Source organism: Photorhabdus kleinii (assembly GCF_025384885.1).
In the GTDB taxonomy this organism is placed as follows: Bacteria; Pseudomonadota; Gammaproteobacteria; order Enterobacterales; family Enterobacteriaceae; genus Photorhabdus; species Photorhabdus kayaii.
In genome coordinates this window covers 1-13,439 of sequence record NZ_JAJAFY010000028.1, presented here as the reverse complement: position 1 = coordinate 13,439, position 13,439 = coordinate 1, and the positions used below count along the sequence as shown (strand labels likewise).

The 13,439-nt window shown below is 38.7% G+C and carries 11 protein-coding genes and 2 pseudogenes; 8 read left to right on the top strand and 5 right to left on the bottom strand.

Annotated elements, in window-relative coordinates; all coding sequences use genetic code 11:
• Positions 1-29: 29 nt before the first annotated feature.
• Positions 30-812 carry an alpha/beta fold hydrolase gene (locus LG003_RS13925; RefSeq protein ID WP_112876105.1) on the bottom strand — a complete coding sequence of 261 codons (783 nt, stop codon included), beginning with the start codon at positions 810-812 and terminating at the stop codon, positions 30-32.
• A 28-nt stretch (positions 813-840) separates the two neighbouring features.
• Positions 841-1,563, bottom strand: coding sequence for an acyltransferase family protein (locus tag LG003_RS13920; protein WP_390894143.1), 723 nt, complete (start codon positions 1,561-1,563; stop codon positions 841-843).
• Positions 1,564-1,736: 173 nt separating this feature from the next.
• Between LG003_RS13920 and LG003_RS13915 the strand changes: the two are divergent.
• A pseudogene (locus LG003_RS13915) lies at positions 1,737-2,030 on the top strand (transposase family protein); the annotation flags it as partial.
• A gap of 95 nt (positions 2,031-2,125) precedes the next feature.
• A complete protein-coding gene (locus LG003_RS13910; protein WP_262980991.1) occupies positions 2,126-2,548 on the top strand; it encodes an avidin/streptavidin family protein in 423 nt (140 codons plus the stop codon).
• Between the two features lie 601 nt (positions 2,549-3,149).
• Here LG003_RS13910 and LG003_RS13905 read toward each other — a convergent pair.
• Positions 3,150-3,855: pseudogene (locus tag LG003_RS13905) on the bottom strand (IS5 family transposase).
• Between the two features lie 44 nt (positions 3,856-3,899).
• On the opposite strand from LG003_RS13905, the gene LG003_RS13900 reads away from it, so the two are divergent.
• Positions 3,900-4,766, top strand: a complete 867-nt coding sequence (locus tag LG003_RS13900) for a bifunctional metallophosphatase/5'-nucleotidase (RefSeq protein ID WP_262980990.1) — start codon at positions 3,900-3,902, stop codon at positions 4,764-4,766.
• A 3-nt stretch (positions 4,767-4,769) separates the two neighbouring features.
• Positions 4,770-4,895: a hypothetical protein gene (locus LG003_RS13895; RefSeq protein WP_255566831.1), complete on the top strand. Its 126-nt coding sequence runs from the start codon at positions 4,770-4,772 to the stop codon at positions 4,893-4,895.
• 116 nt (positions 4,896-5,011) lie between these two features.
• Here the strand turns inward: LG003_RS13895 and yiaY are convergent, their stop codons facing one another.
• Positions 5,012-6,163: an L-threonine dehydrogenase gene (gene yiaY, locus LG003_RS13890; RefSeq protein WP_112876109.1), complete on the bottom strand. Its 1,152-nt coding sequence runs from the start codon at positions 6,161-6,163 to the stop codon at positions 5,012-5,014.
• A 420-nt stretch (positions 6,164-6,583) separates the two neighbouring features.
• Here yiaY and LG003_RS13885 point away from each other — a divergent pair, with 420 nt between their 5' ends.
• From LG003_RS13885 to LG003_RS13875, 3 genes are all read left to right on the top strand, one after another.
• Positions 6,584-7,075, top strand: coding sequence for a YbaK/prolyl-tRNA synthetase associated domain-containing protein (locus LG003_RS13885; RefSeq protein ID WP_112876110.1), 492 nt, complete (start codon positions 6,584-6,586; stop codon positions 7,073-7,075).
• Positions 7,076-7,568: 493 nt separating this feature from the next.
• The gene (locus LG003_RS13880) at positions 7,569-8,189 is read left to right on the top strand and encodes a beta/gamma crystallin domain-containing protein (RefSeq protein ID WP_112876111.1); all 621 of its coding nucleotides are present in this window, start codon (positions 7,569-7,571) and stop codon (positions 8,187-8,189) included.
• Between the two features lie 1,086 nt (positions 8,190-9,275).
• Entirely contained in the window at positions 9,276-9,905 is a 630-nt protein-coding gene (locus LG003_RS13875) for a beta/gamma crystallin domain-containing protein (protein ID WP_262980989.1), read from the top strand.
• 295 nt (positions 9,906-10,200) lie between these two features.
• Here LG003_RS13875 and gndA read toward each other — a convergent pair whose 3' ends face one another.
• A complete protein-coding gene (gene gndA / locus LG003_RS13870; RefSeq protein ID WP_112876113.1) occupies positions 10,201-11,607 on the bottom strand; it encodes an NADP-dependent phosphogluconate dehydrogenase in 1,407 nt (468 codons plus the stop codon).
• 245 nt (positions 11,608-11,852) lie between these two features.
• Between gndA and LG003_RS13865 the strand changes: the two genes are divergently transcribed.
• On the top strand, positions 11,853-13,424 hold the full coding sequence (locus tag LG003_RS13865; RefSeq protein WP_112876114.1) for a TerC family protein: 1,572 nt from the start codon (positions 11,853-11,855) through the stop codon (positions 13,422-13,424).
• The last annotated feature ends 15 nt before the right edge of the window (positions 13,425-13,439 follow it).

Genomic DNA, 13,439 nt, shown 5'->3' with positions numbered 1-13,439 from the left:
ATCGCCAATAGGTATTATATTTTAGTTTTTTATAGAAAATTTTTTACACAAGCTACCCAATCTTTCGGGTTTTCTATCTGTACGGCGTGACCACTCATAATTTCAGCATATTTGCTACCCTTTATACTCTGATGAACCCTCTCGACTTGATAAAGAGGAATGAGAGTATCAAATGTCAAACCTATGACTAATGTAGGTTTATCTATATGGGATAACAAATCGCAGATATCTATATCTAATCCAAGCTTAATTCTTTTATCAATATCTTTTGCTGAGGGTTTATTACAAATTTGTTTTATTTTTTCATCTCCCAAAGACATAAGAAATTCAGGGCTCAATACATGTGAAAGGCTAAATGCCATAGCATTATCAGGGCTATTCATTTCTAGTTTTAACCAAGTCTGAAAGATAAATTGATGCCGAGGATCTTGACTGGTTGCCCACGGTGCTGTTAATACCAGCTTCCTTACCAACTCAGGATATCGGGCAGCAACAACGGCCGCAACGACCGCGCCTATTGAGGTACCTACTATATCAACAGGGGCTTTTGAACTGTCTTTGATTATCTCTGCAACTTGCTCTGCTAATCTTTCAACGGTTATTTCTCCCTGCGGGAGAGTGGATTTGCCACATCCTGCATAGTCAGGGATGATAACGGTTCTTTCCTCGCTGAATTCACTCACTATATGACCAAAGCTGCTCTCGCCGTCACTATTGGTGCCATGCAAAAAGAGAATCCCGGTCCCCTCCCCTTTAGTATAGTAATGGACGACAGAATGGGGTAATTTGATAATTTTGCTATTTTTAATCATAGTTACTCTCCATAAACCTAATTAATTATCATTCAGCTGCTATAATGGATGAAGTGCGTTCTTTCCGATCTGACCTTACCTTCTTCATAGCTGGCTTTTCTATAAAATAATATAATAATGAAGCAAGGATAAGAGAAATCAATGCTGCAATTAACAGTAACAGTATAGATTCAACTGTATCAAAGCTTCTCTTTTCCCCCAAGAATTTATGACCATACATCAGAACAAGTCGATGTACCAGATAAAAAGCAAAAGACATTTCTCCCAGAAGGATCATTATCTTACACTTTAATAGTGTATTCTTGCCTCGTAGATCGGCAACAGCAAACGAAGCAATCAATATCGCAATAGGTACAATTGTGGTAGCGGCATATCGATATAGTTCTGGCATATATAAAGAAACAGAATATCCTATCAAGAATAATATAATAGTGTAAGTTTTTTCGTGCCATACCCAATCACCATTTTTAACTAATTGAGAAAGAAGTATTCCTAATATGAACTCTAGCATCCTGGTTAGAGGGAAGAGATATGTAAACCAATAAGAATATATTGGTGCATTTCTCCAAGGTAATAGTTGAGTTTTTGGTAATAGATTGGCGATCAATGGAATAGCCATAATCAACAAAATAACAAATATGGCCACCCACCATAGATTATTATTTTGTAGTTTCTTTATTAATTTGTACCAAAAAGGGAAAGTCAAATAAAATAACATTTCACAAGATAATGACCAACTGACACCATTCAAGCTGATAAAAACATAAGGATCAGGAAACCAAGTATGGCAGGGCTAACGCATGATCATTTTTTATCCATAAGATGACGAATCAACCGTACAAAATAAGCCACGTTTTATTCTTGTTGCAATCTTATCTGTTTGCCGTTATTTATCCACAACTTCCCGTAATAATGGCCTTATTTATGACTCAGAAAGCCCTGTTTGACTACCTTGAAGCCTTACCTGACCCACGTCAACAAGCAAAATGTTCTCATGTGCTATCTGAGGTCATTTTTATGACACTCTGTGCCATGATGTGTGGTTTTGATACCGGGTCCGAAATTGCGCTCTTTGCTCAGGAACGTGAAAAATGGTTTAAGCGTTGGTTAATCCTGGCAAATGAGGTTCCCTCACATGACACCTTTAACCGGATTTTTGCCATTATGCCAGCCAGTACCCTGCAATCATTGTTTCAGGAATGGGTGAGTTATATTTTGAAAAAGGAATACAAAATATAAAAATACGAATTATACTTATAATTGTCGTTACGACACTAAAAATGCTCAATAACACTATTTATAGGGGAAATTATATGTTACTTGAAGAAATTCTTGGACTCGTCGATACAGATATAGGAGCAAGTGATTCAGATATAGATATAGCTGGATACTGGCGTAATGAACTTGGTTCTACAATACATATTAAAAAGAAGATTAAAGAAACTAATAGTTTTGGAGGTACATATTCCAGTACGGTAGGCACAGACCACCACTCTCATGACGGTATAATAACAGGACATCTGCACGGAGATCTCATTGTTTTTGTGGTAAGATGGGATTCAGCGGCAGTATCTGCATGGGTTGGTCAAGTGCAAAAAAATAAAAACAACGAAAGACACAAAATCACCACTCTATGGATGATGGCCAGTAAGAGTAACGGATGGACACCAATAAATGTAGGAGCAGATACTTTCTTTTATATACCACCTCAACCTCAGCCTGATAATCTGAAATAAGAATTAAATTCATCTTTTTATTTACACCCCCGCCTTCGTGTGGGGGTTTATTATTTTCCATATAGAGAAACCTGTTCTATGTCCCCAAAAACTCATTTTTCAGTCCCCACCAAAATATTTGATTATCAACCTCAACATGAATATATCGAGTAGTAATATATGATCGGGTATAAGCATCAGAAAAATTATAGTAACTTTCACTAACTTGGAATCCTATATAAGAGTGAGAAATAGACAGATAAGATTTATTGAAATGATTAAGAGGTTCTGCGCACTCATCGCCGAATCATCTTTCAGAACACATCAGAATAATTGATGCCATGATAAATTATCATACCGTTCTCACCATGATTTAGAATGTCCCATATTTTACCAATATATATGATTTATTTTGTCTGTTTTTTGCACAAAAACAGGGCGTTATTTAACTACTCGCAATACTGCCATCTATAATCGTCATTTTGGTTATTTATTGATACGTGAATATACCCGATTTTTGCCATATTGGATCCTGTTGAATGCTTTAACAGGCTGCTTTGACAAAGAATACTGTCAGTTAACGGGTTACAGAAAACCTTATTTTTATGTAAAAACTAAGAGCCTATCCCAATAGGATTTTATTCCAGACGATGATCCCGCATACAAAATGCAACATAGCCTCATAGTTTTCGGTCTTCTTTTCCCATCGGGCCAGTACCCGACGAAAGCGATTCATCCAGCTATGAGTCCTCTCAACAACCCATCGGTGAGCTTTGAAATCCGGGCTTTTGCACGCATCTGATTCTTCCTTGCGAGATTGTATGTGCGGCCCGTAGCGCCGACTTTGTAGATAACCTTTCAGCCATTCTGCCTCATATCCCTTATCCAGACACACTCTGAGCTTTTTACCGCGTCTACCTGTTTGGAGGGCATCAAGTGTCTCTGCAACCAGTTTGATATCGTGAGTATTTGCCGCGCCGACAACGAGAGAAAGAGGAAGTCCTTGAGCATCGGTCATGAGGCTGCGTTTTACCCCCTGTTTCCCCTCTGTCCGTGGGGTTACGACCTGTTTTTTTGTCCCCGCCAGAGGGGATTTGGTCATGCAGCCATCCAGTGATAACCATGACCCGTCGATGGCGTCGAGCAGAGCTTGACGAACATATCCCTGTGGCATTCAGGGCATTCCACTGGCAGCCAGTTCTCAGTACAAAGAAGATAGCATTCATAGCGACACGGTTATCAACACGTCTGCGGTGCGGGCCAAAAGGGTGATGAGTTTTATGTTTGGGGATAAGTGGTACCCTTTTTCCCCAAAGTTCATCACTCATCCGCTGTAGCGAGCCGCGTAAATTGAAAAAGCGCGTCATGTAAATTGATAAAATTTACGCGGCTCGCTACATTCGTTATTACTGGTCACACGCATCAAGCGTATAACTGTGTAATTAATGGTAAGCCCGTCACCTCTGCACAGGCTAATGGCACGTTAATAACTAGCTTGGATCTAAAACTGGACAAATCCACTCAGGATATTGTGGATTTTAAAGTGGAAAATATTTGGGTTGATAACCATAAATATGAAAAAGATCCAGAAGTGACTAAAGTATTGGATACATATGAAAAAATAGCCGCGCCATTGGCAAACCGGGTTATTGGTAAGTTGGATAGCGATCTAAATAGGAAAACTAATCGTGCTGGTGAATCTTCACTGGGTAAAGTAGTCGCAGATGCCCATTTGTATACTGCTGCACTTAAAGAGAATGGTGGCGCCCAAATTGCATTTATTAACAGCGGCGGTATTCGTGCTGACATGACCGGTGGTGAAGTAACTTACAATGCTATCTACGCTGTTCAGCCATTCTCTAATGTATTATTAACCAAGACACTAACGGGTGAACAAATTAAACGTCTGCTGGAACAACAATGGGATCGTCCACGTTCGCAAATTTTGGCGGTTTCTAATGGTTTTGAATATCACTGGGATAGCGCCAAACCGGTAGATGATCGTGTTATTACTCGCTCAATGAAAATCAACGGTAAGCCCATTGAATTAAATGGAAAATACCGTGTGGTTGCTAATGAATTTCTGGCAACAGGGAGAAATAACTTCTCTGTGTTTAACGAGGGTATTGATCCCGTATATAGCGTGCCAGATGTTGATGCTGTAATGAAATATTTCGCTGAAAAATCTCCCATTGCTTATCCTAAACAAGATCGCATCGTTAATGTGAACGAAGAATAATTAATGACTTATTCAGATCAATCCGGTAACCGGATGGTACTTTTTTGGGTCACTTTAAGTATCGGGGATCTATTTAGTCAATCGTCCATTGAAACCCGTAACGTGCTACGAGGTCGCCTGACAATATAAACATTGTGCACGAAAAATGACTATCAAGCGACGTATACATCTACGTCGCCTTTTATTGACTGCTCCCCGCCCAATTGGGCATAGGTATCTACACGAATGAAATGAAAGCTGACAAATCACATGGCCGCTTTAAAGATCGAAACAATTTCTTCATGGGTAGCTTGAGTGGGATTAGTCAAACAACATATATCTTTCAAGGCATTAGTTGCCAACATGGGTAAATCTTCCAGTTTGACATTCAATTCCGCTAAACCCGACGGAATACCAATATCTTTTAACAATTTACGAATTTCAGCAATACATGCCTCAGCCCCTTGCTGATCATTCATAGCGCTTACATCTACCCCCATCGCAGCGGCAATATCTTTCAAACGACCCGAAACTGCTTTAGCGTTGAACTCTTGAACGTGTGGTAATAAAACAGCATTACATACACCGTGTGGTAAATCATAAGTACCACCCAATTGGTGAGACATGGCGTGAACATATCCCAGTAATGCACTATTAAACGCCATCCCCGCCAAGAATTGTGCATAGGCCATGTTTTCACGTGCTTCTATATTGCTCCCATCTGCGACTGCCTGGCGTAAAGAGTGACTAATCATCGAGATTGCTTTCAGTGCACAAGCATCCGTTATTGGATTAGCCCCGACAGAAACATAAGCTTCAACCGCATGAGTCATTGCATCCATTCCAGTTGCGGCGGTTAACCCTTTCGGCATTCCAACCATTAATTCTGGATCATTCACAGACAAAACAGGTGTTATTTTCTTATCAGCAATGGCCATTTTAATATGGCTCTCAGTATCGGTAATGACACAGAAACGTGACATTTCTGACGCAGTACCCGCAGTAGTATTAACTGAGATTAATGGCAAATGCGGTTTAGATGAACGACCAATACCTACATAATCCCGGATATCTCCCCCATTAGCAGCGACCAACACAATAGCTTTTGCACAATCATGTGGCGAACCACCCCCTAAAGAAATAACGCAATCGCTATTATGCTGACGCAGAATATCCAAACCTTCCTCAACGTTAACTGTCGTCGGATTCGGATTGGTACCATCATAAACCGTACTCTCAATATCAACATCAGATAATAGAGATTGAACTTTTGCCACTACTCCAATTTCATTTAAAACATGATCCGTCACAATCAATGCTCGCTTGTAACCATCACCTTTCATCGCATTTACCGCTTCAACCAAACAACCGGCACCAAACATATTTACCGATGTCATAAAAAAAGTTGTAGTCATCATTGATAATTCCTTATATTAAAATAGTTCTAGAATGAAAATATATAAAAAGTAAAATTTGAAAAATCACCTAATGGAACTAAAAATCATTATCTTACAACAAACATAAATAATAGCTCTATTTAAACCACACAATTCAAAAAATATAAATATATCTCGGTAGAGTTAGATAATGCTTATTAAAATAGATATTTGATAATTTTCCATCTTGGTAATATATGCCATTGGCAATATAATAAATACAATAATCGAGAAGATTAATATACCCGTCATCTTTCAAGTTGCCTCTTTGTTGGCTACACTCACTCACCCCGGTCACATAGTTTGCTATGCTCCCGGGGATTCGCTCCCTTGCCGTCGCGATGCATCTTGAAATCCATAGGGTATATATCAATTCACAAAGTTATTACTTAGGAGTTTATTTTGTCCTCTAACGAAATATTTAACCGCCTGACCACATTACTGGATAATCATCATGCCAGCTATCGGGTGATAGAACATTCAACCGCCGGACATTCTGAAGAAGTTGCAAAAATCCGTGGTACACAACTTGGACAAGGGGCAAAAGGGTTAGTTTGCCATGTTAAAGGGGAAGGATTCCGCCAATATGTACTCGCTGTACTGCCTGCGGATCAACAAGCAGACCTCTCTTCACTGGCAAAACAGATCGGTGGCAACCGCGCCTCACTGGCAAGTCCTAAAGAAGTTTTTGAACTGACTCAATGTGTATTTGGTGCTATTCCACCTTTTAGTTTTCATCCAGATCTGAAACTGGTTGCAGACCCTTTATTATTTGAACGTTTTGATGAACTGGCTTTTAATGCCGGTAGCCTTGAACGCTCAGTGATTCTTAACACCCAAGATTACCATCGAATTGCACAACCTGAATTGGTGAGTTTTCGTCGGGTAGAATAAATACCATCGCGAAAAATGATATTTGCCAAATAGCCTATAAAAATAGGCTATTTAAGATAATATTTTAAACATATTCATTTAAAATAGTAACTATCCCGCCCCAATAAGTTTATATCATTAGATAAAGTCATTATTATTGCTACATTATATAAACATTAAACAGAGAGGTATAATTATCAAATACCATGAATATCTAATTATTCACTATTGAGCCATATACAAAAAATTATCAATTACATTAGGGGATAATTCCCTACCCAAATAAAGGTGTTTCTTGATAGGAATTTTCAATTATTTTTAATTTCAGAACCTTTATTTCATATATCGGTATAAAATGACATGTCAATTATATTAATGTTGTATTGACAACAATTTAATATGCCTATTCATTATATTTTATTAAATACAAAAACCCACACTCATTGTATTCTCATATCTCTTTCAACAAGAAAGATGACGTTTTTTTAAAATAAAGTTTAAGGAATAGAGAAATATGACTAATAAGCTAGTTACAGGTGCAACTTTTTTCGATAGAAAATACTTTCTGGGTGAAGCGCACCATTATCCAGAAAACGACATCATTATTCCATTGCCTTATGATCTTAACGATAGATTCCGTTCAGTAAGAATTGGAACGCTATCAAAAGTTTATGCATGGCGTCATCAGAGCGATTGGGAACCAGGTCAACGCTATCGTGAATGGGAATATGATCATCCAGATATTGATAGAGAAATTAGAGGATTATCTAAGTTTAAAGTGGCATCAAAAGATACCTGCTTGGTTGCATTAAGACTTATTGATGATACTTGTTCAGGTATTAAATTCTCAATGTTCACGAATACACATTGCGTGGGCCCAGTTGAAACAACAACTGATGATGATTATGCACTGGTTGGTATATTGCCATTTGAGACCGAGTTAGTCACTGCCATTGCAATAAGAAATACCAGTACTGGAGTATATATCAATAACGGATCATTCTATTTCTATCGTGATGCAAATGGTGTTGTTACTATTGATGAGAAAGCTAATTTCCCTAAAAATCTCAGAATAGTTAATGTAGGTGGCAATCGTTTTGATATTCATATTATCAGTACCGATTTTTCTCACTAATCCGGTAATAATGTAACGATAATTAACCGTCGTTTTCAGACAGGCTACGTTCTGAAAATTTAAGCAACACCGTTGCGGAATATCATCAAAAACCGCAACGGTGTATTCATAAATCAGCAAAAATTTCGTGGTTATAAATAATTTTTTATTTATCATGATATACCCTATGGATTTCAAGATTATCGCGACGGCAAGGGAGCGAATCCCCGGAAGCATAGCGAACGATGTGATCAGGGTGAGAGAGTGCAGCCAACAAATCCTTAACCATTAACTAGCCATTCATTGTTATTTATCCTTTTTCTATAAAAATTTATAGTCAAATAGTCACTTAACCTTTAAAAAAACATTAAATTAAGATCCACAAGAAATAATTTTCACAAGCTATTTCTTTTGAGATAAATACTTCCCTAATGATTAATTTTAAAAATTATATAAAAACCCAACCATTCCATTATTACATATCTTATTTTAGGTATTTTCATAATATTATTAATAAAAAACAATCTTATAGTATCTATTCAAAACACCAAGCATGAAAAATATTCACAATCCAATTGAATACTAAATTTAAGATACAAAATTCACTAAAAATATCAAATTTTCACATTTCAATCAGTCAATTTGACTATACTAATATAATTATAAAAATATTATTCGGTATTTTTTAAACAACTTTACTTTATGTATTTTTCTGCTAATTTTAACATTAACCCATAGAATATTATTCTTCTATTGACTGGATATATTGCATCTAAAGATGAGGAATAAATGAATTATCAGTGGGAAATATTACACAGAAAAAATCCAATTTTCACAAATAGTATAAACGAGTAAATACTATATATTTCACATTAATACAATCAGGTATATATCCTATGGATTTCAAAATGCATCGCGACGGCAAGGGAGTGAATCCCCGGGAGCATAGATAACGATGTGACCGGGGTGAGCGAGTGCAGCCAACAAAGAGGCAACTTGAAAGATGACGGGTATACTTCCAGAAAAGCATTACATACGGGTTTATTAACGGAAAATTTTTTTTGGCAACCTATATATTACTTACATTAACTTTGAGGAGTAGAAAAAATGACAAAAGAATTAATTACAGGCGTCACGTTTTTCGAAGAGAAAAACTATCAGGGTAAGTCACATGATTACCCAGAGCTTGATAAAATTATATCGCTTCCTTCCAATCTTAACGATAAATTTCATTCAGTAAAAATTGGAAAGTTATCAAAAGTCCATGCGTGGCGTCACTATAATGATCCAGAGAGTAAATATTATGAATGGGTAGTCGACAATCCAGATATCGATAAAGAAATTAGAGGGTTATCGAAATTCAGAATTATACAGAAAGATACAAAACTGGTTGCACTAAGAATCATTGATGATACTCATTCAGATACAAAATTCTCTATGATCATTAAGATATTTAATGGAGAAGAAGAGGAAACAATCGACGTTAACGCAACAACAGATGATAATTATACTGTCGTTAACGAACTACTGGTACAGAAAGAGATAGTCACTTCAATTTATGTAAGAAATGTCAACACCGGAGAATATATTGGTAACGGGTCATTCTATTTTTCTTATGATGCTATTGGCATTGCAACTATTGATGAAGGACTCAATTTTCCTAAGAACTTGAAATTGGTCCATGTAGGAAATAATCGTTTTGATTTTCACATTACCAGTACTGATCCTATTGCTTAATCCGGGATTAATGTGACAATCATCACTCTCAGATAAGTCATATTCTGAAATTTAAGCTACGCCGTTGCGGTATATTTCAAGATGCATCGCGACGGCAAGGGAGCGAATCCCCGGGAGCATAGGTAACTATGTGACCGGGGTGAGTGAGTGCAGCCAACAAAGAGGCAACTTGAAAGATAACGGGTATATTTGTTAAAAAACCGCAACGACGTGTCCCAAACGATCGCGGAAACTGAGACCACATCACATCTAATGTGGCCTCTCCACGCTCCTAGTCAATCGATAACAATCGGGCTTACTCCATCCATTCAGTATGGAAAACACCTTCTTTATCAGTACGCTTATAGGTATGAGCACCAAAATAATCACGTTGAGCCTGAATTAAATTGGCGGGCAATACAGCAGAACGATAACTATCGTAGTAAGAAATAGCAGCGGAGAACGTAGGGGTTGGGATACCATTCTGCACCCCATACGAGACGACATCACGCAGTGCCTGCTGATATTCATCAGCAATTTTCTTAAAGTAAGGCGCCAACAACAGGTTAGCAATATCCGCATTTTCGTTATACGCGTCAGTAATTTTTTGCAGGAATTGAGCACGAATAATACAACCCGCCCGGAAAATCCCGGCAATCTCACCGTAATTAAGATCCCACTGGTACTCATCAGATGCCGCTTTCAATTGCTGAAAACCCTGAGCATAAGAAACGATTTTACCCAAATAAAGCGCACGGCGAACTTTCTCAATAAATTCGGCCTTATCACCTTTAAATGGCTGTGCTTCAGGTCCGCTCAAAACTTTAGCCGCAGCAACGCGCTGATCTTTTAAAGAAGAGATATAACGTGCAAATACCGATTCTGTGATCAATGTCACTGGAATACCTAAATCCAGAGAGCTCTGGCTAGTCCACTTACCCGTACCTTTATTTGCTGCTTCATCTAAAATCACATCAACCAAATATTGGCCTGTTTCATCTTTCTTATGGAAAATATCAGCCGTGATTTCAATCAAATAACTGCTTAACTCGCCGTTATTCCAGTCAGTGAAAATCTCAGATAGTTCTTCATTGCTCAGATTTAGGGCATTTTTCAGTAAGGAATAGGCTTCCGCGATGAGCTGCATATCACCGTATTCAATGCCATTGTGAACCATTTTCACATAATGGCCGGCGCCATCTGGGCCAATATAGACCACACAAGGTTCACCTTCCGCTTTAGCTGCAATTTCGTGCAAAATTGGCGCCACTAATTCATACGCCTCTTTCTGGCCGCCAGGCATAATAGATGGGCCTTTCAATGCCCCCTCTTCACCACCGGAAACCCCGGTACCGATAAAATTAAACCCTTGGGCTGAAAGCTCGCGATTACGACGGATAGTATCCTGAAAATAGGTATTACCGCCATCAATCAAAATGTCACCTTTATCCAGATGTGGAGTCAGTGAAGCAATCGTTTTATCGGTTGCTTCGCCAGCCTTAACCATGAGCAGAATACGGCGCGGTTTTTCCAGTGAATCGACAAATTCTTCGACAGTGTAACTTGGAACTAATTTCTTCCCCGGATTTTCGGCAATCACTTCGTCAGTTTTATCACTTGAACGGTTAAATATAGATACGGAATAACCACGGCTCTCAATATTTAGTGCCAAGTTACGCCCCATCACCGCCATACCGACAACACCAATCTGCTGCTTGGACATGAATAACTCCTGTCTGATGATAATCCTGCTCACCAATAATAATTAGTGTGCAATTTGTTAATGTGATCACATGTTAACTCAGGATGAGTCCTAATGGATAGTTATTGGTGCCATCGATACCACTACACATCATTTTTTGGAAAAAACTTCCTCAGATGAAAAATCAACTATTGAAATTTGATGAGTCAATGCCCATTATTCATTATTCGGCATGAGCCGTCATATTAAAAGGTAAAACAAACTGTATGGAATGGATCGCTGATCCGACGATATGGGCTGGACTAGTTACTCTTATCGTTCTAGAAATTGTCCTCGGAATTGACAACTTGGTCTTTATTGCCATTCTGGCAGATAAACTTCCTGAAAAACAAAGAGACAAAGCAAGAATTACAGGTCTAAGTTGTGCGTTACTGATGCGTATCGTGCTGCTTTTTAGTCTTTCCTGGCTGATAACGCTAACTCATCCATTAATTACGCTTTGGGAACATCCGTTTAGTGCCCGTGACCTGATTATGCTGTTAGGCGGTCTTTTCTTACTGTTCAAAGCGACGATGGAGCTTAATGAACGGCTGGAAGGCAAAGATGCCCACTCAGGACAACAACGCAAAACATCTAAATTTTGGACGGTTGTCGTTCAGATAATTGTCCTTGATGCTGTATTTTCACTGGATTCCGTGGTTACTGCTGTTGGTATGGTAGACAACATCGGTATCATGATCGCGGCAGTCACCATTGCGATGTTCCTGATGATACTGGCAAGTAAGCCGTTAACTACCTTTGTCAATGCTCACCCGACTATCGTCATTCTCTGTCTGAGCTTCTTGTTAATGATTGGTTTCAGTCTGGTCGCCGAAGGTTTTGGTTATCGCATCCCCAAAGGTTACTTGTACGCCGCTATCGGCTTCTCCATTATGATTGAATCCTTAAACCAATTTGCTCAATTTAACCGCCGCAGATTTCTTACTGCTTCCCGTTCACTACGTGAAAGAACAGCAGAAGCCGTTTTACGCATCCTTAGTGGTAAGCATGAAAATGCAGAATTAGATAATCATACATCTAATCTGATTTCTGATAATCAGGAAGTGTTTGATCTACAAGAACGTCAAATGATTGCCAGAGTTCTCGGCATGGCGCAGCGTAACGTTAACAGTATCATGACTTCCCGTCACGACGTGGAATACCTTGATATTCATGCACCAACTGAAAATCTGACGCAAATACTGAGTAAAAGTCCTCACACACGCATTGTGGTAACTGATGAAAATATCAGTGACGAACCATTAGGTGTTGTCCATGTTATTGATTTATTAAATCAACAACTCAACCAACAGCCTTTTGATTTACATTCGCTGATAAAACAGCCTCTGATTTTCCCTGAACAGCTTTCACTACTCCAGGCATTGGAGCAGTTCCGCCAGGCACAGACTCACTTCGCGTTTGTTGTCGATGAATTTGGTTCTGTGGAAGGTGTGGTAACTTTGACCGACGTAATGGAAACTATCGCGGGTAATTTACCGGTAGATGGCGAAGAAACTGATGCCCGCCATGATATTCAAGCGACTGAACATGGTGGTTGGATCGCCAATGGTTATATGCCGCTGGATGATTTGATCCTTTATGTCCCTTTGCAACTGGATGAAAAACGTGAATATCAGACCTTAGCCGGTTTGTTAATGGAACATTCACAACATATTCCACGACAAGGTGAGCAATTACAGATTGATAATTACCTGTTTGAACCGTTGGAAGTGACCAGTCACCGAATTAATAAGGTAAAAATTACCCCTCTGGTGTCAGAGGAAGAAAATAGAGAATAACCCAGTGTTATTGAT

What these genes read in the sequence shown, in the direction of transcription:
- LG003_RS13925 (WP_112876105.1), bottom strand. Translation starts at nt 812, where the DNA reads ATGATTAAAAATAGCAAAATTATCAAATTACCCCATTCTGTCGTCCAT.
- LG003_RS13865 (WP_112876114.1), top strand. Translation starts at nt 11,853, where the DNA reads ATGGAATGGATCGCTGATCCGACGATATGGGCTGGACTAGTTACTCTT.
- yiaY (WP_112876109.1), bottom strand. Translation starts at nt 6,163, where the DNA reads ATGATGACTACAACTTTTTTTATGACATCGGTAAATATGTTTGGTGCC.
- gndA (WP_112876113.1), bottom strand. Translation starts at nt 11,607, where the DNA reads ATGTCCAAGCAGCAGATTGGTGTTGTCGGTATGGCGGTGATGGGGCGT.
- LG003_RS13910 (WP_262980991.1), top strand. Translation starts at nt 2,126, where the DNA reads ATGTTACTTGAAGAAATTCTTGGACTCGTCGATACAGATATAGGAGCA.
- LG003_RS13895 (WP_255566831.1), top strand. Translation starts at nt 4,770, where the DNA reads ATGACTTATTCAGATCAATCCGGTAACCGGATGGTACTTTTTTGGGTC.
- LG003_RS13880 (WP_112876111.1), top strand. Translation starts at nt 7,569, where the DNA reads ATGACTAATAAGCTAGTTACAGGTGCAACTTTTTTCGATAGAAAATAC.
- LG003_RS13875 (WP_262980989.1), top strand. Translation starts at nt 9,276, where the DNA reads ATGACAAAAGAATTAATTACAGGCGTCACGTTTTTCGAAGAGAAAAAC.